Source organism: Bacillus halotolerans (genome assembly GCF_001517105.1).
Taxonomy (GTDB): domain Bacteria; phylum Bacillota; class Bacilli; order Bacillales; family Bacillaceae; genus Bacillus; species Bacillus halotolerans.
Genome location: NZ_LPVF01000008.1, coordinates 693,488 through 716,877 on the forward strand (window position 1 = coordinate 693,488; position 23,390 = coordinate 716,877).

The 23,390-nt window shown below is 46.6% G+C and carries 24 protein-coding genes; 5 read left to right on the forward strand and 19 right to left on the reverse strand.

Going from position 1 to position 23,390, the window contains the following annotated elements; translation table 11 throughout:
• Window position 1: 1 nt before the first annotated feature.
• Genes AU387_RS05995 through spsA form a run of 6 tightly spaced genes read right to left on the reverse strand, consistent with a single transcriptional unit; the run spans window position 2 to window position 6,115 of the window.
• Window positions 2–742, reverse strand: a complete 741-nt coding sequence (locus AU387_RS05995; protein WP_059335180.1) for a cytidylyltransferase domain-containing protein — start codon at window positions 740–742, stop codon at window positions 2–4.
• The gene (locus AU387_RS06000; protein ID WP_059335181.1) at window positions 735–1,856 is read right to left on the reverse strand and encodes an N-acetylneuraminate synthase family protein; all 1,122 of its coding nucleotides are present in this window, start codon (window positions 1,854–1,856) and stop codon (window positions 735–737) included. The genes AU387_RS05995 and AU387_RS06000 overlap by 8 nt, the downstream gene beginning before the upstream one ends.
• Window positions 1,856–2,725: a GNAT family N-acetyltransferase gene (locus AU387_RS06005; protein ID WP_059335182.1), complete on the reverse strand. Its 870-nt coding sequence runs from the start codon at window positions 2,723–2,725 to the stop codon at window positions 1,856–1,858. The genes AU387_RS06000 and AU387_RS06005 overlap by 1 nt, the downstream gene beginning before the upstream one ends.
• Window positions 2,726–3,895, reverse strand: coding sequence for a DegT/DnrJ/EryC1/StrS family aminotransferase (locus AU387_RS06010; protein WP_059335183.1), 1,170 nt, complete (start codon window positions 3,893–3,895; stop codon window positions 2,726–2,728). It abuts the gene before it with no gap.
• 20 nt (window positions 3,896–3,915) lie between these two features.
• Window positions 3,916–5,340, reverse strand: a complete 1,425-nt coding sequence (locus tag AU387_RS06015; RefSeq protein ID WP_059335184.1) for a CDP-glycerol glycerophosphotransferase family protein — start codon at window positions 5,338–5,340, stop codon at window positions 3,916–3,918.
• Between the two features lie 4 nt (window positions 5,341–5,344).
• A complete protein-coding gene (gene spsA / locus AU387_RS06020; RefSeq protein WP_044159893.1) occupies window positions 5,345–6,115 on the reverse strand; it encodes a spore coat dTDP-glycosyltransferase SpsA in 771 nt (256 codons plus the stop codon).
• A gap of 349 nt (window positions 6,116–6,464) precedes the next feature.
• Here spsA and gerQ point away from each other — a divergent pair, with 349 nt between their 5' ends.
• Entirely contained in the window at window positions 6,465–6,980 is a 516-nt protein-coding gene (gerQ, locus tag AU387_RS06025; protein ID WP_059335185.1) for a spore coat protein GerQ, read from the forward strand.
• 45 nt (window positions 6,981–7,025) lie between these two features.
• On the opposite strand, the gene AU387_RS06030 is transcribed toward gerQ, so the two are convergent.
• From AU387_RS06030 to AU387_RS06040, 3 genes are all read right to left on the reverse strand, one after another.
• Window positions 7,026–7,397 carry a DUF423 domain-containing protein gene (locus tag AU387_RS06030; protein WP_044159897.1) on the reverse strand — a complete coding sequence of 124 codons (372 nt, stop codon included), beginning with the start codon at window positions 7,395–7,397 and terminating at the stop codon, window positions 7,026–7,028.
• Window positions 7,398–7,459: 62 nt separating this feature from the next.
• Window positions 7,460–8,782 carry a purine/pyrimidine permease gene (locus AU387_RS06035; protein ID WP_059335186.1) on the reverse strand — a complete coding sequence of 441 codons (1,323 nt, stop codon included), beginning with the start codon at window positions 8,780–8,782 and terminating at the stop codon, window positions 7,460–7,462.
• 19 nt (window positions 8,783–8,801) lie between these two features.
• Entirely contained in the window at window positions 8,802–9,119 is a 318-nt protein-coding gene (locus AU387_RS06040; protein ID WP_059335187.1) for a YwdI family protein, read from the reverse strand.
• Window positions 9,120–9,286: 167 nt separating this feature from the next.
• On the opposite strand from AU387_RS06040, the gene AU387_RS06045 reads away from it, so the two are divergent.
• Window positions 9,287–10,657, forward strand: coding sequence for an aldehyde dehydrogenase (locus tag AU387_RS06045; RefSeq protein WP_059335188.1), 1,371 nt, complete (start codon window positions 9,287–9,289; stop codon window positions 10,655–10,657).
• A gap of 24 nt (window positions 10,658–10,681) precedes the next feature.
• Here AU387_RS06045 and AU387_RS06050 read toward each other — a convergent pair whose 3' ends face one another.
• The 5 genes from AU387_RS06050 to AU387_RS06070 all read right to left on the reverse strand — a co-directional run bounded on the left by AU387_RS06050 (window position 10,682) and on the right by AU387_RS06070 (window position 13,816).
• Window positions 10,682–11,359, reverse strand: coding sequence for a uracil-DNA glycosylase (locus tag AU387_RS06050; protein WP_059335189.1), 678 nt, complete (start codon window positions 11,357–11,359; stop codon window positions 10,682–10,684).
• 13 nt (window positions 11,360–11,372) lie between these two features.
• A complete protein-coding gene (locus AU387_RS06055) occupies window positions 11,373–12,179 on the reverse strand; it encodes a glycosyltransferase family 2 protein (RefSeq protein ID WP_044159906.1) in 807 nt (268 codons plus the stop codon).
• A gap of 95 nt (window positions 12,180–12,274) precedes the next feature.
• A complete protein-coding gene (locus tag AU387_RS06060) occupies window positions 12,275–12,802 on the reverse strand; it encodes a hypothetical protein (protein WP_059335190.1) in 528 nt (175 codons plus the stop codon).
• A 47-nt stretch (window positions 12,803–12,849) separates the two neighbouring features.
• Window positions 12,850–13,485 (reverse strand): permease prefix domain 1-containing protein, encoded by a 636-nt coding sequence (locus AU387_RS06065; protein WP_059292283.1) that lies wholly within the window; start codon window positions 13,483–13,485, stop codon window positions 12,850–12,852.
• On the reverse strand, window positions 13,478–13,816 hold the full coding sequence (locus AU387_RS06070; protein ID WP_044159912.1) for a PadR family transcriptional regulator: 339 nt from the start codon (window positions 13,814–13,816) through the stop codon (window positions 13,478–13,480). The genes AU387_RS06065 and AU387_RS06070 overlap by 8 nt, the downstream gene beginning before the upstream one ends.
• Before the next feature lie 144 nt (window positions 13,817–13,960).
• Here AU387_RS06070 and AU387_RS06075 point away from each other — a divergent pair, with 144 nt between their 5' ends.
• Complete coding sequence (locus tag AU387_RS06075) at window positions 13,961–14,776, forward strand: bifunctional hydroxymethylpyrimidine kinase/phosphomethylpyrimidine kinase (protein ID WP_059292282.1); 816 nt, start codon at window positions 13,961–13,963, stop codon at window positions 14,774–14,776.
• A gap of 214 nt (window positions 14,777–14,990) precedes the next feature.
• Here AU387_RS06075 and AU387_RS06080 read toward each other — a convergent pair whose 3' ends face one another.
• The 3 genes from AU387_RS06080 to scrA all read right to left on the reverse strand — a co-directional run bounded on the left by AU387_RS06080 (window position 14,991) and on the right by scrA (window position 18,148).
• Window positions 14,991–15,239 carry a hypothetical protein gene (locus AU387_RS06080; protein ID WP_044159914.1) on the reverse strand — a complete coding sequence of 83 codons (249 nt, stop codon included), beginning with the start codon at window positions 15,237–15,239 and terminating at the stop codon, window positions 14,991–14,993.
• A 93-nt stretch (window positions 15,240–15,332) separates the two neighbouring features.
• Complete coding sequence (gene sacA / locus AU387_RS06085; RefSeq protein WP_059335191.1) at window positions 15,333–16,772, reverse strand: sucrose-6-phosphate hydrolase; 1,440 nt, start codon at window positions 16,770–16,772, stop codon at window positions 15,333–15,335.
• Window positions 16,769–18,148: a PTS system sucrose transporter subunit IIBC gene (scrA, locus tag AU387_RS06090; protein ID WP_059335192.1), complete on the reverse strand. Its 1,380-nt coding sequence runs from the start codon at window positions 18,146–18,148 to the stop codon at window positions 16,769–16,771. The genes sacA and scrA overlap by 4 nt, the downstream gene beginning before the upstream one ends.
• 299 nt (window positions 18,149–18,447) lie before the next feature.
• On the opposite strand from scrA, the gene AU387_RS06095 reads away from it, so the two are divergent.
• Complete coding sequence (locus AU387_RS06095; protein ID WP_044159917.1) at window positions 18,448–19,215, forward strand: formate/nitrite transporter family protein; 768 nt, start codon at window positions 18,448–18,450, stop codon at window positions 19,213–19,215.
• A gap of 38 nt (window positions 19,216–19,253) precedes the next feature.
• Here the strand turns inward: AU387_RS06095 and sacT are convergent, their stop codons facing one another.
• Complete coding sequence (sacT, locus tag AU387_RS06100) at window positions 19,254–20,084, reverse strand: sac operon transcriptional antiterminator SacT (protein WP_059335193.1); 831 nt, start codon at window positions 20,082–20,084, stop codon at window positions 19,254–19,256.
• 41 nt (window positions 20,085–20,125) lie between these two features.
• Entirely contained in the window at window positions 20,126–20,428 is a 303-nt protein-coding gene (locus AU387_RS06105; protein WP_059335194.1) for a hypothetical protein, read from the reverse strand.
• Between the two features lie 527 nt (window positions 20,429–20,955).
• Between AU387_RS06105 and AU387_RS06110 the strand changes: the two genes are divergently transcribed.
• Window positions 20,956–23,376 (forward strand): S8 family peptidase, encoded by a 2,421-nt coding sequence (locus AU387_RS06110; protein ID WP_059335195.1) that lies wholly within the window; start codon window positions 20,956–20,958, stop codon window positions 23,374–23,376.
• The last annotated feature ends 14 nt before the right edge of the window (window positions 23,377–23,390 follow it).

Below are 23,390 nucleotides of genomic sequence, written 5' to 3' on the forward strand. Positions count from 1 at the left end.
GCTACTCAACCTCTTTTTGCTTTGTCATACCGTTCATCGCCGCCAGATTAGGGTGCTGGTTCAGCAGGCTGATTAACTCTGCAGCCGAGACATCAGGGCGCTCGCCTGCTTTTTGATAGAGGGCTGAGACCAATTGATAGTCTTCCTCCGTATCGACGGTCAGCCGATATTGAGGAGCGCAGAGCTGTTCCGGAGCCTCTAAAAACTGCAAACGGTAAAGATGGGGATGTTTCCGGACATACAAGGTGACATGCTCTTGGTATTTATCCTCCAGCATTTTGATGCCGCTGATATCGAGCAAAAGCTTGGCGCTCACCGCTTCACCGCAAATGCCTAACGGTGTGTTCAGGATATACGTATAATCCGCACCTTGATCAAGATGAGCCGAAATCATCATATCGAGCAACTCTGGATCGACAAACGGATTATCCCCCGTTAAGCGGATGACGACTTCCGGTTTCGCTGCCTTTATGACTCGCGCAAATCTGTCGAGAACCCGTTCCTCACTGCCGCGGAAAACGCGAATGCCATTCTTGATGCAGTGTGCCTCTAATACATCGTCGGCTTTTTTGTCAGATGTAGCGATGACAAGATTATCGCGCTCCTTTTGATAGAACGCGCTTTGCCGTACGCGCTGAACGAGAATATCGAGTAAATGCTCCGAGCCAAGCGGACGCAGTACTTTTCCAGGAAGGCGTTCCGATCCCATTCTCGCCTGCACGATAAAAAGTATGTCAACCATGGGACGGGCTGTCCTTCGTTAAAATATCTTCCCATGTAATGCCTGTGTCTGCCGGGATGTCCCTTACCGCACGCACACCGCCGGTCAATAGCTCAAAAAATCTCGGGTGCAGCCCCTGAGGCTTTTGTCCGGGGCGGAGCACGGCAATATTGTCTTCGCTGAAGGCATCCCCTTTTTGAATCGGAGCCGTTGTGAAAATTCCCCTGTATGCAAATGTTCTGATTTCACCCTCAATGGCAGTTGTTGTTTTGTATGAACTGCCCAGCAGCTTTTCAGAAACTGGCTTCCTGATGCCTAGTTTCAGCTCGGCTTCCGTTTCCCTGATGGCCTTGACCATTTCCTTTAATTCATCCGGATTTAATGCAAATGAATGATCAGCCCCCGGCAGGTTTTTATCGATAGTAAAATGCTTTTCTATCAGTCTGGCGCCGAGCCGGACCGCGGCACATGGCGCTTCTGTCGGGTGCTCGCTATGATCCGAAAAACCGATGAGCGCATCCGGAAAAGCGGCGGCAAGCATCGGGATCACACTGAGGTTGCTGTATTCAGGCGGTGCAGGGTATTTCGCCACACAATGCATAATGGCAATTTCGTGGTTGCCCTCTGCTCTGATGGTGCGCCAAGCCTCATGAATATCAGCAATTTCCGCTCCGGCTGTCGAAAAAATCATCGGCCTGTTCATGCGGGCGACGTACTTGAGCAGCGGGAGATGGTTAATTTCATAGGATGCGATTTTAAAAGCACTTGGAGAAGTGGAAAGCAGCAGATCAGCTGATCCTTCATCACACACCGTGCTTAAAAAGATCACCTGTTTCTTGCGACAGTAGTCCAAAAGCGGATTAATCCACTCCGCGGGCAATTCCATGGACTGAACGAGAGAAAAAATTGATACATCATTGCCCGCAGCCGTTTTGTATAATCCAGGATCCTTTTGATACATCTTATCAGCCTGGAACATTTGAAATTTCACGGCATCTGCACCCGCTTCCGCCGCGGCATCAATCAGTGCAAAGGCCTGATCCAATTTTCCGTCATGATTAATTCCTGCCTCGGCAATGATAAAAACGGGAGCATCTTTGCCGACAGTTTTGTTTGCGATCTGAAAACCCGCCATTATTTCGCCTCCTTGCCCGGCCAAATGTGATAATAGTAATATGATTGAACAGCGGTGAAGCCCATTCTTTCATATAGGCGGATCGCTCTGACATTATGAAGCTGCGTCCCCGCTGTTACCGTTTTATGCTTCAGCGTCTCCGGTTGTTCTATGAGATTCGCCAATAAATGAAACGCGATACGCTTGCCTTCATACCCCGGCTTCACAGCCATCAAATCAAGCGCATACTCATCACCTTTTGATAAACCTTGCAGGTAGCCGATTATTTCCCCATTATATTTAGCGGCAATATTGATATCCGCTCTCCCCATCAGATTGTTTCGTGTCCACTCTTGAAAGATTTTGTTCGCCGCCTCACGGCTGAGATAAGGATCGTGAAAATATCTGCTTTTCATAAATGCGTTGCTGGCTAACTGGCAAATCTCTTCGGTGTCTCCAGGCTCAGGCTGAACCAGTTCAAAAAATGGCGGCGTTTTTTCATATATAGACGGGGTCTTCGCCAGTTTAAGCAAACTGCCGACAAAATAAGAGGACGGCTGCTGCTGAATGACATGTACTGCTCCGATATCCTCTGCCGGTACACGCACAAACACAAAATCCGTTTCATCCGTTTGCCGAACAGAATAAAAGGCCTGAAATAGCTGTTTTAGCTGTCCTGTGCTGTTAGCCGCGAGAAGCTTTACGTTCATGACTTTTTTCTGAAGCATTTTGCTTTCCCAAAGAGCGTCTTCATACAGCATCACGCCTTGAAGCTGGCTGTTTTCAAATAGTCCGATCGAAAATTGATACGACCCGTCAAGTGTCATCTGTTTGCTTTGGAGAAATTCCATGATCGCCTCTTTGGAAACATTCTCTTTTATCGTATACACCTAACCAGCCCCTTTTGCGATGTCCCGCACGGCCTCTATCACGTCGTTGACATCTTCGTCAGACATTGATGGATACAGCGGGAGTGACAGGGTGCGTTTGTAATACTTCATGGCGAGCGGGTAGTCTGTTTCCTTAAACCCGAATTCCTTTTGATAATACGGATGAATATGCACTGGGATAAAATGAACACTGGTCCCGATATTGTATTCATCCTTTAGAGCCGTAATCATTTCATCCCGAGTGACGCCAGCCTGTTTTTCATCAACTTGCAGGACATATAAATGCCAGGCGTGCCGTCCTTCGTTATGAACAAACGGCGTGATCAGCCCCGGGATTTGCTGAAAAGCGGCTTGATACTGACCCGCGATCTCTTCTCTCCGTTTTTGCATGTCATCCAGCCGTTTCAGCTGATGAAGCCCGAGCGCCGCCTGCAGATCAAACATGTTCATTTTGTAGCCGGGCGACTCGACCTCATAGTACCAGCTGCCATTTGAAGAATAACGGTTCCACGCGCCTTTGCTCATGCCGTGAAGGCTCAGAACCCTGATTTTGTCGGCAAGCTCCTCATCATCCGTCGTCAGCATGCCGCCTTCCCCTGTCGCCAGGTTTTTGGTCGCGTAGAAGCTGAATGCTGTCGCATCCCCGATGGAGCCGATCATTCTCTGCTTATAAGTGGTGTATACTGCGTGCGCCGCATCCTCGAGCACAAATAGACCGTGTGTTTGAGCAATGGCTAAAATCGCGTCCATGTCACAGGACTGCCCGCCAAAGTGGACGGGTACAACGGCTTTCGTCCGCGGTGTGATCGCCGCCTCAAGCTTTTCCGGATCAATGTTAAGCGTCTTTTCATCTATATCCGCAAACACCGGCGTTGCTCCGGTATGAATAATCGTATTGGCGGTTGAGCTGAACGTCAGTGGAGAGGTGATGACTTCATCACCCGGTCCGACCCCTTTTGCTTTTAAAGCCAAAAATAAAGCAGCGGTACATGAATTCAGCGCCACGGCGTGCTTAGCACCGACAAACGCGGCAAACTCCTTTTCAAACTGCTGAACCTTCGGGCCTTTGGAAAGCCATCCGGATTCAAGCGTTTCTGTGACCTCCTGAATTTCTTCCTTTCCGATCAGCGGCAAGGAATAAGGAAGAAAATGATTTCTCTTTTGCACCATTTCTTTGCGCTCCTATCGTTTTATTCAGAATGATCCCGCCTGTAATCAACCCCTGTTTTTGCTTTCAGTTCCGAAAACAAGGCGAGCGTCGACTCAGTAACCGGGTAATTAGAAGCCGTAAATGACAGACGCGCCGCTTCTGCCTTCTGATACATGGCGGGATTTTGAAGAACCTCAATCAGGGTGCGCGCTAATTCCTCCGGTTTTTCAAATAAAAAATCGCCAAGAGACTCGTAATACGGATACGTGCGGTTTCCGGTCGATTTCCCGATCAGTGCGGGCTTTTGAAACAGCATGGCCTCAAGGCCCACCGTTGAGGTTTGTGTTACAGCGGCGTTAGCATACATCAGAATATCGTACAGATCCATCTCTTTTTTGATGACTCTGCATGCTTTATGTTTTTTTGCCGCCGCATGATACAGATCCAGCTTGTTTTTTCCAATTTCCCATGGGTGAGGTTTAATGATGATTTGCAGCTGTTTTTGCGTGGAAAGCTCATCTAACACACTTGAATAAAATTCCTCGGAGAAAGGCTGTGTCGCGATCAAAACGATTTTTTTAGACGGGTGAAAGGCCAGCTTTCGATAAAATACTGACATGTCCATAGGTGTCCTGTTAAAAATTTCGTCAAAGCGGGGATGACCCGTTATGAGAATCTGTTCTGGTTTGCAGCCTTTTTGCTGATACCAACCAGCTTCATATGCGCCAAAAACAGCCTGATAGGTTGTAAAAACGGGCAAGAAAGCTTCATCACCCATCAGCGCTCCATGCTGAAGGCAGATGCTCACGGCCCCTCTCCTTTCGCACATAAGAGCGAGCACCCTGCTGTAAATGTCTTCTGTCGTTCCTACAACAACGGCAGAAATGTTCTCTTTCGTGAATAAAGCATCTACTGTGTCAATGGCTTCCATGAACAAAGGAATATCCTTGAAAAGCCGTTCACGAAATGCTTGATCACCGAATGCCGGGTGGTCGTCATAAGCCGAAAGAATCGAAAAAGCCTTTTCAAGATATGGCTTCGGGTCGCCTTTTTCACATGAAGCAGCCACTTCAGGCTTGCTGATCACAGGCAAATCGCAATAATTTGGCATACTCCATCTTGCCAAAACAGCTGTTTTCTCAGGATCAAATTGGTAGTAATTTTCGTTTACAAAACGAAGGTGATCAAAATGCAAGATCACTTTTCCCTTAACAGGCGCGTCATTTGTTTTGGCAATGCTCTGTTTTTTCTCTTCAAAAAACGTCTGAATCTGACCTTCATCGATATGCTGATCCGCAGGTCCGAATAATTCCGGTTCTTCTTCCATCATCACTCTCAGCTCAGGGCTGATGTATTGGTAAAAATTACTGATAAGCCCGAGCGGAATCCCCTTGTAGCGAAGCCTGTCAAAAAGCTCCGCATACTTCCGGTACAGCACCCAATAATTGCTTAAATAGGCCGACACACTCTCACCCCATTCCAAGCTTTTTTAATGATTCACGCAGTTCGCGGCAGTTGCGCTGCGGAGGAAGATTCCGAACGAACTCGTTTTTTTCTGACTCAAACAGCTGAAAATGAATGGATTGGTCTGTAATATAGTTCAGATCAAGCTCCTCGGCCAGCGGGTAAAACGGATAAAAATGATTGACTCTCCAAAAGAACCGGGCATCACCGATCCGGTAAAACGCCGGGCTTTCATCCCAATAAGAGCCAAACGCCTCCTTTACCTTCTCGAGCACCGAATACCTGTGCATCACCGAGCAATGGTCAATTGCGCACGGAGCGTTCCACGTTACTTGACTGGCGGGCCTGACAGTTTCTTTTATAATGTCTCGATTCTGGTTTAAATGATAGGTTTTCGAGCTTGAGTAGATCACAGCCTTTTCCGGGTGACCATCGAGTTCACGCACCATCTTTAACAGCCGATCCGGCATATAGATGTTGTCATCCGTCGCATAGGTGATATATTCACCCTCTGCCATCTCAATCGCTTGGTTGATCAGGGCCGCGTATCTCGTTTTTTCCGTTCTTTCCTTCACTCCAGATACATCGCTTTGATAGAAATGCACACGGTTATCATTCAAAAAGGGACGGATTTCATTCAGCGTCTTTTCATTTGAGTTGTCATCCATAATAAACAATTCAAAATCAGAAAAAGTTTGTGAGAGTATGCTTGAAATGGACTTTGCCACATAATCGCTTTTGTTATAACTCGTCATAATCACTGAAACTTTCGGCAAATCCTACACCTCCTTCTTGAATTTCCACACCTGAAACTAACGTTATCTTATGTTGCTTAAGCGCAAGTTGCGCTAGGAATACAGACCAATATGCGAAAAGATTGTGTAGGTCCATTGAAAAAACAGTGATCGGCCAGAGAAATCGGCACGCTCACTGTTCTTTTTTTCAGCATATTCCAAGCTTTGGCCTCATAAGGTGAAAGAGATAAAAATCGCACTAGCGACTAAGATCGTTTGTCATCGGAGGTGAGTTATCTCGGATCGTTTATTTATACATCCGGAACATGTTCTGAATGGTTTTCATAAAAAGGAGGAACGATATGAAACCGAAAAAAATCAATATCAGCAAATGCAGGGATATGATATGCAGGGGTATTCGCCTCAATTCGGTCCAAATCCGTACCCGCAGCCGCAAGGGCAAGGCCCGCAAATGCAAGGTCCACAAATGCAGACGATGGGACAAATGCAGCAAATGCCCATGCAGCAGGGGCAGCAAGGCTTCGGTTTCCCCACTCAGCAGCAGGGCCAGGGCGGCGGGTTTCAAATTCCATCGGGGCCGACGCCATCGGGCGGCCAAAACATTCCCGGCATGCTGCCTGTCGAGGAATCATATATCGAGAATATACTGCGCCTGAACAGGGGAAAAACGGCTACCATCTATATGACATTTGAAAACAGCAAAGAGTGGGGATCAAAGATTTTTCGCGGCGTCATCGAGGCTGCGGGCCGGGATCACATTATTATCAGCGATCCAAAGACAGGAACCCGCTATCTTCTGCTGACGATCTATCTTGATTACGTTACCTTTGATGAAGAAATTGCATATACCTACCCATACTCGATGTCATCCTATTCGCCAAGATAAAGAAAAAAGCCAATCACTCAAAATCATGAGGATTGGCTTTTTTCTTTATAGATATTTGACGGCTGCGACAACGATCATGATCCAAGAAATAATGAACGCCACACCGCCAAGCGGCGTGATTGCCCCGAGAATGGAAATTTGCGTCACACTGAGGATGTATAAGCTTCCGGAAAACAGCACAATCCCAGCAAACATCAGCCAGCCGGCTGTTGTGACGCTGCCGATGCCAGACAGTTTATCCGCAAGAAACGCGACAACAAAAAGCCCCAGCGCGTGATACATATGATACTGCACGCCTGTGTGCCACACCTGAAGATATTTATCGGGAATTTTCCCTTCTAATCCGTGTGCGCCAAATGCCCCGAGGCCCACGGCAAGCATGGCATTAATAGCGCCTAATATGAGAAATATTTTCATCTATTCTCTCCCGCCTTTTCGTTAAACTCATATCAATTATCATATCGCACCTGTATGAAAATTCAATGTTTGTTCTCTGATGACACGAGATTGTCGGATTTTCTCCTGCGCCAAAGCTGAAACTGATCCATCGCTATTGCAGCAAGCGTCCCTAAGACAAGCCCGTTGCTTAACAGAGAAATAAACACCGGATGCATATCCTTTAATGCACTTTCTGGCACAAACATAATGCCGACACCTGTAAGCAGTGAAATGCCGATCACAGCCCGCACTCTTTTCAGCTCTGATTTCTCATAGGAATCAAATTCAGTAAACGCCAAACCAACCATTGCCGAGAACACAACAAAGTTTACTGCGAATCCAACGGGTGACGGCAGGCTCGCAAACGCATTCATAAAAAACGGAATCACGCTGATGAAAACGACCAGCATACTGCCGAGAACAAACGGCTTTTTAGAAGGCATCTTTGTCGTTTCAATAAAACCCGCGGCTCCCGAAATCGGAACCGGTGCAATGGCTCCAGACAAACCGCTCAGCAAATGGCTGAATGCAGCCGCAAAACCGGCAGGGCGCTCATGATGCTTTCCATCTGTCTGTTTGCCGAATTTTTTCACCGCAATGTCCACAACCTTCATACTTGCCAGCATGTTAACGATCAGCAGGATCGTAATAAAAACCGAGGTGATGGCTAGGCCGCTGTTAAATAACGGGGCACCGAACGGAAACAGAGACGGCAGCTGAAACAGCCGATCCGGCATTTCGATCGGTTTCGCAACGCCCGCAGCAGCAAACAGCACCCATCCGCCGAAAAGGGCCAATAAAATAGAATATTGCTTTAAAAAAACGATATGAGAATTTGTCATGATAAAAGCTGCGGTGACGACAACCAGCGCGAGGACAAATACAAGACCGTCCACGCTGTCTTTTAAATAGCCGATGCCGAGAAGCCCTTTTATTATCGGCTGGCTCAGCTGCATGACGAGCAGCAGCAAATAGACCCCTGTCACAACCGGAGTAAACAAGGCAGCAAGCCGGTCAATGACCTTGAAGACACTTAACAAAAAGAAACATACAGCGCTTACAAGAAGCGCCCCCTGCAAGCCTCGCAATGTTTCGCCATATGTCGCAAACACCGTTCCGGTCAGGCCGCCGTAGATCGTGTACACTCCCCACCACAAGCCGGCAGGGCTTTCATTTATAGGCAGCCGGTGTCCTTTCAAACACTGAATAACTGCGGCAATTCCCAATACAAAAAAAGTGCTTTGAATCAGCCGTGCAGAATCTGAATGATCCAGATGAAACGACTGGGCAACCGCCACCGGAACAACAATCGCCGCGGCAATCATAAACGCTGTCCATTGCAGAGCGCCAAGAACCAATTTCACGTAAGCTCAACCTTTCTGATTAAAAATCAAATAAAGACTCTCCGTTTCCATCCTCTTCCTGCTTATCTTTTTCCTGCTTCCGATATTTGTTTAATCCCGCGTTGCCCATCATCTTTTCCATCAGCAGCTGGTCTGTCGAAGGCGGCGCCGAAGGATTTGGCGTGACACTCGGCTGAATAAGCGGCGCGCTCCCCGTCTCCGGCTGATCCAGTACGACGTCGCACAAAGAACGGACGACCGCCACGTGACGCTTCAGCTCCTCATCACCTTCAGCCGTCTTTGCTTTCTTCAATTCCTCTTCCATCTTCTGAATCAAAGCGGATATATGAATGTTCATAAAAAATCCTCCAAAAATAAAATGTAGTCTCCCTGCATTTTATCAAATTCCCGCCGCAAACGCAGACAAGAGTTTGTTATTTTTTCTGACAAGCGCCTCGCATTTGACAAGCAGAAGACATTTTTCACATAATGAATCACCATGACCCGCAGGGAGGAGAGAGAATTATGAACAGCATCCCCTCTATTGTCAGCAGACATCAAGCATTTTTCGCGGCAGGGCATACGAAATCAATTGACTCAAGACTGGACGTCTTAAAGAAATTGAAACACACCATCAAAGCGTATGAAGCAGACATCACAGCCGCTCTCTATCAGGATCTTCACAAATCTGAACAAGAAGCATACTCAACGGAAATCGGCATCGTTCTGGAGGAAATCAGCTTTGTGATGAAACGTCTGAAAAAATGGGCCAAGCCGAAAAGAGTTAAAACGCCATTGACCCTTATCGGTTCCAAAAGTGTCATTATCCCCGAGCCGTATGGCACCGTCTTGGTGATTGCGCCATGGAACTATCCCTTGCAGCTGGCGCTTTCTCCATTAATCGGAGCCATTGCGGCCGGAAACACGGTCGTTCTCAAACCTTCAGAATATACGCCAGCTGTTTCGGCTGTTCTTTCCGATCTCATCCATGACGTTTTTCCGGATCATTATGTCGCTTTGGCGGAAGGCGGGCCGGACATCAGCACAGCTTTATTACAGCAGCCGTTCGACTACATATTTTTTACAGGAAGCGTCGCCATAGGAAAAGTTGTCATGGAAGCGGCTGCCAAACAATTAATCCCTGTCACCTTAGAGCTCGGAGGCAAAAGCCCCTGCATCGTGCATAAGGATGCTGACATCAAGCTTGCCGCCAAACGCATTGTCTTCGGGAAATTTACAAATGCCGGACAAACCTGCATCGCACCCGATTATTTAATTGTCCACGAAGACATCAAAACGAAGCTCACAGAAGAAATGAAGCGTGCAATCAATGAATTTTACGGCCCTCAGCCCGAACGGAATCCGCAGTACGGCAAAATCGTCAGTGAGCGCCACTATCAGCGGCTGCTCGATTTTCTGAATGATGGCGTCCCGCTCACAGGCGGACAATCTGATTCTGATCACCACAAAATAGCGCCGACGATACTTGATCAAGTGGAGGATGACTCTCCTGTGATGCAGGAGGAGATTTTTGGTCCGATTCTTCCGCTGTTTACGTACGGTGATATCGATGAAGTCATTGAGAAAGTCCAATCGCGACCGAAGCCGCTCGCCCTGTACGTCTTTACCACAAACAAAGAAATCGAGCGGGCTGTTTTAGAGAATCTGTCATTTGGCGGCGGCTGTGTCAATGATACGTTAATGCACGTCGCGACACCGTATTTGCCATTCGGCGGCGTCGGAGAAAGCGGTATCGGCAGCTATCACGGATTTGACAGCTTTAACACATTTACGCACAAAAAAAGCGTCGTCAAACAAACGAACCGCTTCGACATCGCTTTTCGTTATCCTTCTTCCAAAAACGGGCTGCGAATGATTCGGAAAATACTTAAATAAAAAAGCGCAGATGATCCGCGCTTTTTACAAATCCTTTATACACCAATCAATCGGCGCTTCTCCCATTTTCTCCAAGCACGCATTCGCCCGGGAAAACGGTCTGCTCCCGAAAAATCCGTTTCTTGCCGAAAACGGGCTGGGATGCGTCGATTCAATGATAAAATGCTTGGACGTATCGATCCGTTCTTTTTTCATTTGGGCATGCCGGCCCCACAATATAAAGATGATCGGCCGCTCTCTTTCATTCAGCACGTCAATCATCCGGTCAGTCAGCCGCTCCCAGCCTTTTCCCTTATGGGAATTCGCCTGTCCGCGCCGCACCGTGAGCACGGTATTCAGCAAAAGAACCCCCTGCTTCGCCCAGCTGACGAGCGACCCGTGATTCGGTATGCTGCAGCCGATATCATCCTGAAGCTCGAGAAAAATATTTTTTAATGAAGGCGGCTGCTTCACGCCCGGCTTTACGGAGAAGCTTAAGCCTTGCGCCTGTCCAGGCCCGTGATACGGATCTTGGCCGAGAATGACCACCTTGACATCATCGTACGGCGTATAGTGCAGCGCATTAAAGATATCGCGGCTGTCCGGATAGACCGTCTCCTCCATGTATTCCCGCTTCAGCATTTCTCTCAGCTCTTGATAATACGGTTTTTCAAACTCTTCCTTCAGCTGTTCCCACCAGCTGTCCTGTAAAAGCTGTTTCAAGATGCAAACCTCCTTACGAACGATGAAGTCTGGAATAGACAGGTTTGCCATCCCAAACAATCTCACTTTGTGCTTCCCGTCTCTTCATGTCAGGCTCTTCAAGCAGGACGGCAAAGTTTTTCGTCGGCAGTTCCCCTAGTCCGTGCTTCTCGCTTAAACGATCCAAATATTGCTTCCGCTTGGCGCCAAGGTCTGCGGACTGATTGTCTCCCGCGTCACTGAATGCATATATCACACTGGCACAAGGCACACGCTTGACCCGGTAATCCTTCGCTGCACGCAAGTAAAAATCCCAGTCCCAATAATTATGCACATCAGCATCGAAATACCCGATCTCATCGTGCAGGAAACGTCTGTACATGCTGCCCGACGGCACGTAGGTCGAGAACACTCTCATATCCTCATAGTCAGCGGTATAAGCAAACAATTTCCGTGACACTGGATATCTTGTTCCGTTTTTCTCTTCAAACGAAACAATTTCGGCATCAGAATGAACAAAATCTGCCGTTTCCATTTCTTTCGCCATTCTTTCCAGATGGCCCGGCGTGAAGAAATCATCATCATCACAAAGCATGATACAGTCGCCTGACACCTCTTTGACACCCGCATTTCTCGCGGCCACATGGCCTGAGTTCTTCTCTAAATCAATCACAACAATCGGCAGCTCCGGATACAGTGCTTTGGCCCGCTCAACCGATTCCCCGGCATCATTGACAATAATGACTTCATACGGCTTCATAGTCTGCTGCGAAATCGACTCCAGCAGCTCGCACAAAGCCGGAATCCGATTATAGGTCACAATTACGATAGAAATCTTCATGATGCTCTCCTTCTCATTTTCATAGTCATGTACTATTAAAACATATATTGGACGGGAGATCAGTGGGAAGATCCTACCGAACTGTGAAATGGAAACTATAGAAACAGCAATGTGACGCCCACCAGAAGCACCATAATCAGCATCAGATCTGCGCATACACGAACGACATCTTTCAGGCGGACGCCATTCGGCAGGACGAGATGCCACAGCTTCGATTGATAGACCGGCAGCAGCACCAATGCGTAAGAAAGGCACAAAAAAGTGAAGGCCGGCGGAACAAAAGCACAGCCTGCATCGTCCCAATCCCTCACAATTTCAGAAACACTCGTTCCATCTGACAAAAACAAACCAATCAGCAAGGCCAGCAGAACAAAGGACCCCAATTGAACATCAAACAGACGCATGCGTTGATGGCAAGCAAGCCTGAGTGCCAAAAACCAGCCTAGAGAATAGAAGAATAATAGAAAAAAGATTGCACCAGCAGTAAAAACAACATCTGGCAGCCTATCGAGCAAAAAAACAAGCGGTACGGACACAGCCATAACCAAAAGCATGGAGGCACCCACAAACAAAAATACAGCTACATGAATAACAAAACCATATAAACAAGAGCCGAGTCTCATGACAATCCCCCTCATTACATAGAAATTCTATGTATATACCTAAAAAATCAGGCAAGCTGGCGCCTGCCAAAATAACAGCCTATTCGCCCGCACGCCGGAAATAACAGCGTAGCACAAGCACACGCCCCTATAAACCAAGGTGTCAGCAAGGATTGAAACAGCGCAGCAGGAACGAGATCAAACAGAAAAACAAACATAAAAATAACGTTCGGCACCATGGAAATAAGAATCGTATGTAAAACAAGCCGTTCACCGCGTTGCCCGAACTCCCTGACACCTTGGTACCCAATCAGCACCCAATAGAGAATATAAGCAGCTAAAATCAGCCACACTGAAACAGAAATGCCTTTCCACACTGCATGAACAAAGGAAGATTCTAACCATGCATGCAATGCCGTAATGGTAATACCTGCTGCAAATAAAGCATTATTGCAGAAAAGATGGAATAATAAAAACGTACGGGCGGATACAGGCTGTTCTTTCTGAAAGGAAGATACAATCTCATCCGGTGTGCCAAACTCCTGAAGCAAACATTCCATGGCTTCCGCCTCACTCTTCCCCTCTTGAATGGAGTGAAACAAGTGGTGGTCAATATGGTTTTCGATCTCTTCGGTCATCGCTTCACAATCAGAAACCCCTTTAAGCCCGTTTTTCACTTTATATAAATAAGTCTCTTTATCCATTCTGTCCGCCCCGCTTCAGCATTCGGTCCATCATAGCTGAAAACACGCTCCATTCCTTTGTGCGCTCTGCAAGAATCTCTCTGCCGTCTTCTGTAATCCGATAATACTTGCGATCCGGCCCTTTCTCCTGCTTCTCCCAATAGGAAGAAATATATCCTTGCCGTTCAAGTTTATGAAGGGAAGGATACAATGTTCCCTCTTTCATCTGCAGTTCATGATCGCTGCGGCTTCCCATCTCTTTTACAAGCTCATAGCCATACATCGGCCTCTCATTCAGGAGCGTTAATACCAATATCACAGTGCTGCCTTTAATCAGCTCACGATTTAACATGACAAAACCCCTACCTAGTTTTCTTATGTAGCATTTTACGAAATCACCCTGATATTGTCAATTGATTCCTATAAACCTTTCATATTGTGATAAGCAGAAAATCTAACTATAATGAGATATAAAACATTGATGGAGGTTCAACACATGTCTATGCATAAAGCACTCACGATTGCCGGCTCCGATTCCAGCGGCGGCGCGGGAATTCAAGCTGATTTAAAAACATTTCAAGAAAACAACGTATACGGGATGACGGCCTTAACGGTGATCGTCGCGATGGACCCAAACAACAGCTGGGACCATCAAGTCTTTCCGATCGATCCTGACACGATTCGCGCCCAGCTCGCAACGATTGTAGACGGCATCGGTGTGGACGCCATGAAAACAGGAATGCTGCCAACCGTTGACATTATTGAGCTTGCTGCGAAAACGATCAAGGAAAAACAACTGCAAAACGTCGTGATTGATCCGGTTATGGTTTGCAAAGGGGCAAATGAGGTCCTTTATCCAGAGCACGCGCAAGCCCTGCGTGAACAATTGGCACCGCTCGCTACCGTGATTACACCAAATCTGTTCGAAGCCAGCCAGCTCAGCGGCATGGGCGAATTAAAAACGATTGAAGACATGAAAGAAGCGGCGAAAAAAATCCACGCCCTCGGTGCTCAATATGTTGTGATTACAGGCGGAGGCAAGCTGAAGCACGAAAAAGCTGTAGACGTTCTGTATGACGGAGAAACAGCGGAAGTCCTTGAAAGCGAAATGATTGATACGCCTTATACACATGGCGCCGGCTGTACGTTCTCCGCGGCGGTGACAGCAGAACTCGCAAAAGGTGCGGAAGTCAAAGAAGCGATTTACGCGGCGAAAGAATTTATTACTGCTGCGATTAAAGAGTCCTTCCCGCTGAATCAGTATGTCGGACCTACGAAGCATTCAGCATTGCGCCTGAATAAGCAATCATAAGCGTAACAGGCTGCCTTATAAAGAGGCAGCCTGTTTTTGTTTTCAATCTTACACATTGGGACGCTCTGTCGCATTCCATTTCACATCTTCGTAACCGTCCGCCTCAAAAATGTCTATATCACAAGAGTCTTCGTGCGTTTCATCTGCCGCTTCCATACTTGAAAGTAGTCCTCTTTTACAACAGAAAAAACTGCCGATCACATCGGCAGCCTGTTTATTTGGTTTTTAAATTGTTCGCAGATGACCTCAAAAATGTCTCTATCGACTGAACAAAAAGCGCATATTCCTTCATTTGTTCATATGCCCGTGAAAGGGTTTCTGCCGCTTCACTATGCGGCGATGTTCCCCGTAGCATTTTTTTCAGCTGAAGAAGCACATCCTTATATTCTTCCCGCTTATCCTCAACATGATCCGCAGCCTGTTCTAAACATTCCGGTGTTATCTTCTGTTCATGTATATTCAAGAAAACAACTCCTTTTACAGAAAAAAATAGTAGGTTATCGTTGAAGAATAGCACAGATGGCACAGATTTCACATAAGAAAATAGGAGGATTTTCTACATAAGTGTCCAAATTCCGACTTTCATTTCAGATTTTCCATTTGACCTCGCTGTCACTTCATCATTTCCCGGGAAAGGAAAATATCTCGCACTGAATACCTCTTCCCCATGATTGATAAAGACTTCCACTGATGACGCGTCGATAAACATGTGTACTGTGTGCAGATTGCTGATTCGGCAATGTCTCGCTTCTGTTCTTGTGCCGTCAAAGCTTGTGCGCGTCAGCGTGATAAGCCCTTCTTCCTTCTGAAAAGAGAATGTGGCAGTGGCGCGGATATCGATTTCAAAACCAGACTCCGTATTAATGTCTTCAATCAAAATCTCAGCTCTGTCAGGATTTTCAACTGGCAGCGTACCAGACGATCCATACATGTTGATTTGAACTTCCTGCCCATTTTTCCGCATCGCTTTCAGCTCAGGAAGCGGCTGCTGAATCAGCTTATCCCCTGATAGCGTCAGCTGTCTCGGCAGCGTCATGCAGTGAATCCAGTGATAATCTTTCGTCGGATGATCCTTCTCATCCTGATCAGGTACAGCCATCCACGCAAACAGTATCCGGCGTCCCTGATCGTCTTCAAGTGTTTGCGGCGCGTAAAAATCAAAGCCTTGATCAAGCTCCGTAAACGCAGCATGCATCAGCCCCGTTTTTTCATAATCAAGCCGGCCTACAAAATATCCGGATTGATACACATTTTGATAATGATAGCCGTCCGCTTCAAGTCCTTGGGGCGAGACAATCAGCACTTCGGAGCCTTGAAGAGAAAACAGATCAGGGCACTCCCACATATACCCGAAACCGTTCAGTCCGTTGAGGCCGGCACCTGTTATCGGGCCGAGAAACGCCCATTCTGTCAGGTTATCGGAAGTAAACAAAACAGCTTGGCCTTTCATGTTCTCCGTTTGTGCACCGATCACCATATACCATTTTCCTTCATGCTCCCACACCTTCGGATCGCGAAAATGAGCTGTATAGCCTTCCGGAAGGCGGGCGACAACCCCTTTTTTCTCAAAGGTCAGCCCATCATCCGATACAGCAAGGCACTGATACGTTTCCCGATTCCCATCCTGATCCCTGACATTTCCTGTGTAAAACAGATAGAGCCGGTCATCTTTGACAACAGCGCTGCCCGAGTAGCAGCCGTTTTTATCAAACCAATCACTCGGAGCCAGCGCAATCTCTTCCCGCTTCCAATTCACAAAATCGCGTGTCGTATAATGCCCCCAAAACTTTGCGCCGTGCCCCGTCTGAAACGGCTGCCACTGAAAAAACAAATGATAGACTCCTTTCCAATACACAACGCCATTTGGATCATTCAGCAAACCAACCGGAGGCATGATGTGAAAGTGCTGGCGGTGCGGATCGCTGTCAGCGATATGTTCTTTTTTCTCAACTTCTTCATAAGCCCGGCGACGCAGCTCCTGATCATGTGCCGTCATTTTTTTCTCTCCTCATCTTCGTTAATTTTCATGACAAACGCCGCAATGAATGCTGATACTGCTGCAATAACCATTCCAATCATATAGTTTACTAGATTTCCAAAGCCAAACGGTGCTGCAATGGCGATCATCGGAATGCCTGTTAACCCGTAAGCGTTTGCAGCAACATGTGTAAATACGACATACGCGCCGCCCAACGCGCCCCCGATCATCGCGGCGATAAACGGCTTCCGGTATCGAAGGTTCACCCCGAAAATGACGGGCTCAGTAATACCAAGAAAAGCAGAAAATGCCGCCGGAAGAGCGATTTCCTTCGTTTTTGCCTTTTTCGCTAAAAAGAAGACGGCAAGGCCTGCCCCGCCTTGGGCGACATTCGCCATAGACCAAATCGGCAATAAATAGTTCCTGCCAAGATCTGAAATAAGCCCCGCCTCAATCGCATGGAAGCTGTGATGAACACCTGTCAGGACGATCAGTGAATAGGTGCCGCCGAAAAGAAGGCCTGCGACAAAATGATCGTACACATATGTTAAAGCAACAGTAATACCGGAGCCAAGCGCTCTTCCTAGAGGACCGATGGCAATAAATGCGACAAAACCGGTGACAATGACAGTAACAAAAGGCGTAACAAGCAAATCGACCGCATGCGGAACCACTTTTCTTGTCCATTTCTCTACCTTGCTCATGACATAAACAGCCAGCAGAACAGGGATGACGGTTCCCTGATAACCGAGAAGCGCGATATCAAACCCGAAAAGATGCATATAATCAGGTGACGCTTCCGCCAGACCCCATGGATTCAACAGAGTGGGGTGTATCATGATTCCCCCGATGACCACTCCTAAATACGGATTGCTTCCAAACTCTTTTGAAGCGCTGACCCCGATCAAAATCGGCAGAAAGATAAATGCCGCGCTTGAAAACATATCGAGGAGCTGCAGCAGTGCAGAGTCCTTACTCATCCAATGAAAGGCATTGATCATTCCCAATAACCCCATTAACAGGCCGCTGGCTACGATGGCTGGAATGATCGGAACAAAAATATTCGAAAGCGTTTTCGCAAATCTCGCCGCAGGGTTCAGTTTCTCTTTAGCAGCATCCTGGTGATTCACTTGTTCTTCACGCTCTACATCGGCTTCCTTAGAAAAAGCGTCATACACTTTATTGACAAGGCCAGTTCCAAAAATAATCTGGTATTGGCCTGAACTGCTGAAAGCGCCTTTGACGCCTTCAAGCTCTTCTACTTGCGATTGGTCAATCTTTGATTCATCCCTGATCACTAAACGCAGCCTTGTCGCACAATGAGCCGCGCTGATGATGTTTTCTTTTCCTCCGAGAAGCTCAATGAGGCGTTTTGCAGTCTCTTTGTAATCCATCTGTTTCTCCCCCTTTTATAAACAAAAAAGACCTAAAATTCGCCAACGAAGAAAGGACACAGCGATCCTTTTTCATTTACGCAAATTTTAGGTCTTGCCTGCTTTACCAGTCACAATCCCGCTTATTCGAATGAAGAATACGCTTTCATCATAATTGATGACAGCGTTTTCGTCAACTGTTTTTTTAGATAAAAAGTGATGTAAAACATTTAGACAAAAAGTCGTAAATATTAATTGTGAAACATTTCACAATATCATGCTATACTATGCTCATCTCTCAAAGAAAGCAGGAAAAGACAATGGAAACTCAAGCACTGCAAAAGGTTGAACAGTATGCTTTAAGAAAACAAAACATATTCGTTTCAAGCAAAATCCGTTATTTGCTCAGATCCATTTTAGCCAGCATGTTTATCGGTTTTGGCATTACAGCCGCAAGCAAAACAGGCAGCTATTTCTCTATTGCCGACTCACCGTTTGCCTTTCCGGCTGCTGCTGTGACATTTGGAGCTGCTATTGTATTAATTGCCTACGGAGGCGGGGATTTATTCACCGGCAACACCTTTTATTTCACTTATACCGCACTCCGGAAAAAAATCCGCTGGCGTGACACCCTGTACCTGTGGATTTTCAGCTATACCGGCAATTTGATCGGAGCCGTTTTGTTTGCGATTCTTATCAGTGCAACCGGGCTTTTTGAGGGGGCATCCCATTCCTTTTTGATTCATCTTGCAGAGCACAAGATAGAGCCGCCTGCCTCAGAGCTGTTTTTCCGAGGAATGCTGTGCAATTGGCTTGTATGTCTCGCTTTTTTCATTCCGATGTCTCTCAAAGGAGAAGGGGCAAAGCTGTTTGCCATGATGCTTTTCGTTTTCTGCTTTTTTATTTCCGGTTTTGAACACAGCATTGCCAATATGTGCACATTTGCGATCTCACTTTTGATCGATCACCCTGATACAGTCACCCTGGCGGGAGCAGTCAGAAACTTAATCCCTGTTACACTCGGCAATCTGGCCGCAGGAATTGTGATGATGGGCTGGATGTATCACACGCTGAATGCCGATCAATAAAAAAACTTCCAGAGATCACTCCCTGCAAGTCAAAGCGGTTATTCCGAGAGATCTTGAAGACGCTGGACATGCAGCGTGATATAGCCGGCCTCGGACTCCGGCAAATGTAATTGATATTCACTTTTCAGAAACTCCGCCAGCTCCAGCGCACATTGATAGGCAAATGAATACTTTTTTTGGATGAAATAAAGCATCTCTTCGTCCATGGCATGAAACGCTTCATTTGATTCCAACCGGCTGACCGCGTATCGCAAATGCGTGACAAGGCGTTGATAGGAAATGCTGTTTTCATCCACCTTTCGATTAAAGTAGTTTTCTATTTTCTCTATCATTTCTTTTATCATCGTCGTATGCTTCAGCGCTGAATACATACTCTCTGCATCCATCTTTGCCGTATGGATGTGAAGGGCAATATAACCCGCTTCATCTTCAGGCAGAGACACGCCCAATGTCTCTTTTACATGTCCGATCGCCCACAGGCCGATCTCGTATTCTTTTTTATAGAGCGCCTTTATCTCATGCAATAATTTATTTTGCACAAGCAGCCCATTTTGAATCCTTTCGATCGCAAAGGACAAATGGTCAGAAAGCGCGATATGAATATGGTCGCTCAGCGGCGCCGCGAGCTCCCCTTCCGCATAGCTGATGATATCCTCAGCTATGTCAATATGCTCCTCAGGCAGTGTTTGCAGGATTTGTTTAAACTTTTCATTCTCGTCGTGCACGACAAAAATCTTTTCTACTTTATTCATAGGGATGAGATCATTTTTCTTTTTTTGAAAAGCGATGCCCGGACCCATAACGATTTTTTCCTGATCATCCTCTTTGATTAAAGCCGCATTGTTGTTTAATACCTTATAGATTTTCAAGAGGCTCTCTCTCCCGCCAATTAGCTTTTATGACTGGGATTTTACCTCCTTTTGACCGCCATGTAAAGCTGCGGGCCGGCCCTCTCCTGCTTTGGCGATTCCTTGAAGGCTTGCAGACATCTTCTTTTATAGAGAGCGGCGGTTTTCGATTTCTGTTTTTCCTCGTCATTCACAGCCATCCGCCATTCATAAAACGAAACCAGTCCTGCGGCTTGCACCGCCGCTTTTCTTTGATATGTACGCTGAGCCGAATAAATAGCGGCAGCCGCATGTTTTCGGTCCGGCGCCACCCAGTTCATCAAAAAGACCATCCACACCCGTAAAGATACAAGCAAACGTTTCATAAAAAACATCCCTCCGCTTCTTTTGGCAGGCAGCCTTTTTAGCAGCCCGTTTTTTCAGCCGCAGCTCACAGGAAAAGACGGCCGATTTCTTTTCTCGCAAACTAGCAGCTCTAGCAAAACTCATGACTCTATGATAGACCGTGGAAAGAGAATTCTTTGTCACAATATGAGTGAAAAAACAAACTAGTTTTAAGAAGTTTTGTTGAAAGCTGAAAGAAATGAAATGAAAATTGGAGAACCGCTTTAAAAAGTTTATACACAAGTTATCCCAAAGATAAGAACAACTTAATCACAAGAGATATCCACATGTCCACAAAGCCCAACTATATTTTGTATAAGAACATACATTCCCAACTATATATATGCACAACTTTATTCACTTATACACAGGGTTCTGTGTATAACTCCTTCCTTATACACAACCAAAATCCAATAAATGGTCCAAATGACACAAGGATTTTTTTGAATTTTCAAGAAATATATACTAGACCTTCACCATTTTTTCTAAACACAAAGGGGGAAACACATTGAAAAACGGGATTATTCGTTTTCTGCTTCTAGGTTTGGTTTTATTCTTTACGTTATCCACAGGCAGTACAGGTGTACAGGCAGCACCGGTTTCTTCAAAAGGATCGGCGGACCTGGAAAAGGCCGAGGTATTCGGTGATATTGACATGACAACAAGCAAACAAACAACGGTGATTGTGGAATTAAAAGAAAAATCCTTAGCAGAGGCGAAAGAAGCGGGAGTAATCCAAACGAAAAGCAAGCTCAAAAACGCCCGCTCAAAAGCAAAAAATAAAGCCGTGAAAGCGGTGAAAAATGGAAAAATAAAACGAGAATATGAGCAGGTATTCTCAGGATTTTCTATGAAACTTCCGGCTAATGAAATTCCAAAACTTCTAGCAGTAGACGACGTTAAAGCTGTGTACCCGAACGTCACTTACAAAACAGACAATATCAAGGAGAAAGACATCACCATCTCCGAGGACGCTGTCTCTCCGCAAATGGATGACAGCGCGCCATATATCGGAGCAAATGATGCATGGGATTTAGGCTATACAGGGAAAGGCGTCAAAGTGGCTGTTATTGATACAGGGGTTGAGTACAATCACCCTGATCTGAAGAAAAACTTCGGACAATATAAAGGATACGATTTTGTAGACAATGATTACGATCCGAAAGAAACACCGACAGGCGATCCAAGAGGCGGGGCCACTGACCATGGAACACACGTGGCCGGAACTGTCGCTGCAAACGGCACGATTAAAGGCGTAGCGCCTGATGCAACACTTCTCGCTTACCGTGTTCTCGGACCGGGAGGAAGCGGCACAACAGAAAACGTCATCGCCGGTGTAGAACGTGCAGTTCAGGACGGAGCAGATGTGATGAACCTGTCTCTCGGAAACTCGTTAAACAATCCGGATTGGGCGACAAGCACAGCGCTTGACTGGGCCATATCAGAAGGCGTTGTCGCCGTTACATCAAATGGCAACAGCGGACCAAACGGCTGGACAGTGGGATCGCCAGGCACATCCAGAGAAGCGATTTCTGTCGGCGCAACGCAGCTTCCGCTCAATGAATACGCCGTCTCATTCGGCTCTTACTCTTCAGCAAAAGTCATGGGCTATGACAAAGAAGAGGACGTCAAGGCGCTTCACAATAAAGAGGTTGAGCTTGTCGACGCTGGCCTAGGCGAAGAAAAGGACTTTGAAGGAAAAGATCTGAAAGGCAAAGTAGCACTCGTCAAACGGGGCAGCATTGCTTTTGTGGATAAAGCAGATAACGCAAAAAAAGCAGGCGCCATCGGCATGGTTGTGTATAACAACCTGTCCGGAGAAGTTGAAGCCAATGTGCCAGGCATGTCTGTGCCAACGATTAAGCTATCATTAGAAGACGGCGAAAAACTCATCAGCGCCATGAAAGCAGGCGAGACAAAAGCAACATTCAAGTTGACGGTCTCAAAAGCGCTCGGTGAACAAGTTGCCGATTTCTCATCCCGCGGCCCTGTGATGGATACGTGGATGATTAAGCCGGATATTTCCGCGCCAGGCGTCAATATTGTCAGCACCATTCCGACACATGATTCTGACAATCCATATGGCTACGGGTCAAAACAAGGAACAAGCATGGCATCACCTCATATTGCAGGAGCGGTTGCCGTCATCAAACAAGCTAAACCGAAATGGAGCGTTGAACAGATCAAGGCTGCCATCATGAATACCGCCGTCACATTAAAGGATGGCGAAGGAGAAGTATATCCGCATAACGCTCAAGGCGCAGGCAGCGCAAGAATTATGAACGCGATCAAAGCCGACTCGTTCGTCACACCGGGAAGCTACTCGTACGGCACATTTTTGAAGGAAAAAGGAATCGAAACGAAAAAAGAAACCTTTACAATTGAAAACCAATCTTCCATTAGAAAATCATACTCGCTAGAATACTCATTTAACGGAAGCGGCATTTCCACATCCGGCACAAGCCGTGTTGTGATTCCGGCTCATAAAACCGGAAAAGCCACTGCAAAAGTAAAGGTCGACACAAAGAAAACAAAAGCAGGCACCTATGAAGGAACAGTCATCGTTAGAGAAGGCGGAAAAACCGTCGCCAAGGTTCCTACATTGCTGATCGTAAAAGAGCCGGATTACCCGAGGGTAACGTCTGTCTCAGTTAATGAGGGCTCTGAACAAGGCACCTATGAAATTGAAACCTACCTTCCTGCGGGAGCGGAAGAGCTGGCATTCCTCGTCTATGACAACAACCTTGACTTTGCAGGCCAAGCAGGTATTTATAAACATCAAGATAAAGGCTATCAGTACTTCGACTGGGACGGCACGATCAATGGGGGTACAAAGCTTCCAGCCGGTGAATATTATATGCTCGCCTATGCAGCCAACAAAGGCAAATCAAGCCAGGTACTGACCGAAGAGCCGTTTACTGTTGAATAAAAAGCAGCCCTGCC

Coding starts and splice junctions, on each gene's coding strand:
- AU387_RS06060 (WP_059335190.1), bottom strand. CDS start 12,802: ATGAGACTCGGCTCTTGTTTATATGGTTTTGTTATTCATGTAGCTGTA.
- sacA (WP_059335191.1), bottom strand. CDS start 16,772: ATGACGGCACATGATCAGGAGCTGCGTCGCCGGGCTTATGAAGAAGTT.
- AU387_RS06010 (WP_059335183.1), bottom strand. CDS start 3,895: ATGGTGCAAAAGAGAAATCATTTTCTTCCTTATTCCTTGCCGCTGATC.
- AU387_RS06000 (WP_059335181.1), bottom strand. CDS start 1,856: ATGGCGGGTTTTCAGATCGCAAACAAAACTGTCGGCAAAGATGCTCCC.
- AU387_RS06045 (WP_059335188.1), top strand. CDS start 9,287: ATGAACAGCATCCCCTCTATTGTCAGCAGACATCAAGCATTTTTCGCG.
- AU387_RS06055 (WP_044159906.1), bottom strand. CDS start 12,179: ATGAAGATTTCTATCGTAATTGTGACCTATAATCGGATTCCGGCTTTG.
- AU387_RS06065 (WP_059292283.1), bottom strand. CDS start 13,485: ATGGATAAAGAGACTTATTTATATAAAGTGAAAAACGGGCTTAAAGGG.
- AU387_RS05995 (WP_059335180.1), bottom strand. CDS start 742: ATGGTTGACATACTTTTTATCGTGCAGGCGAGAATGGGATCGGAACGC.
- AU387_RS06070 (WP_044159912.1), bottom strand. CDS start 13,816: ATGTTAAATCGTGAGCTGATTAAAGGCAGCACTGTGATATTGGTATTA.
- gerQ (WP_059335185.1), top strand. CDS start 6,465: ATGCAGGGATATGATATGCAGGGGTATTCGCCTCAATTCGGTCCAAAT.
- AU387_RS06040 (WP_059335187.1), bottom strand. CDS start 9,119: ATGAACATTCATATATCCGCTTTGATTCAGAAGATGGAAGAGGAATTG.
- AU387_RS06030 (WP_044159897.1), bottom strand. CDS start 7,397: ATGAAAATATTTCTCATATTAGGCGCTATTAATGCCATGCTTGCCGTG.
- scrA (WP_059335192.1), bottom strand. CDS start 18,148: ATGGATTACAAAGAGACTGCAAAACGCCTCATTGAGCTTCTCGGAGGA.
- AU387_RS06095 (WP_044159917.1), top strand. CDS start 18,448: ATGGAAACTCAAGCACTGCAAAAGGTTGAACAGTATGCTTTAAGAAAA.
- AU387_RS06075 (WP_059292282.1), top strand. CDS start 13,961: ATGTCTATGCATAAAGCACTCACGATTGCCGGCTCCGATTCCAGCGGC.
- AU387_RS06105 (WP_059335194.1), bottom strand. CDS start 20,428: ATGAAACGTTTGCTTGTATCTTTACGGGTGTGGATGGTCTTTTTGATG.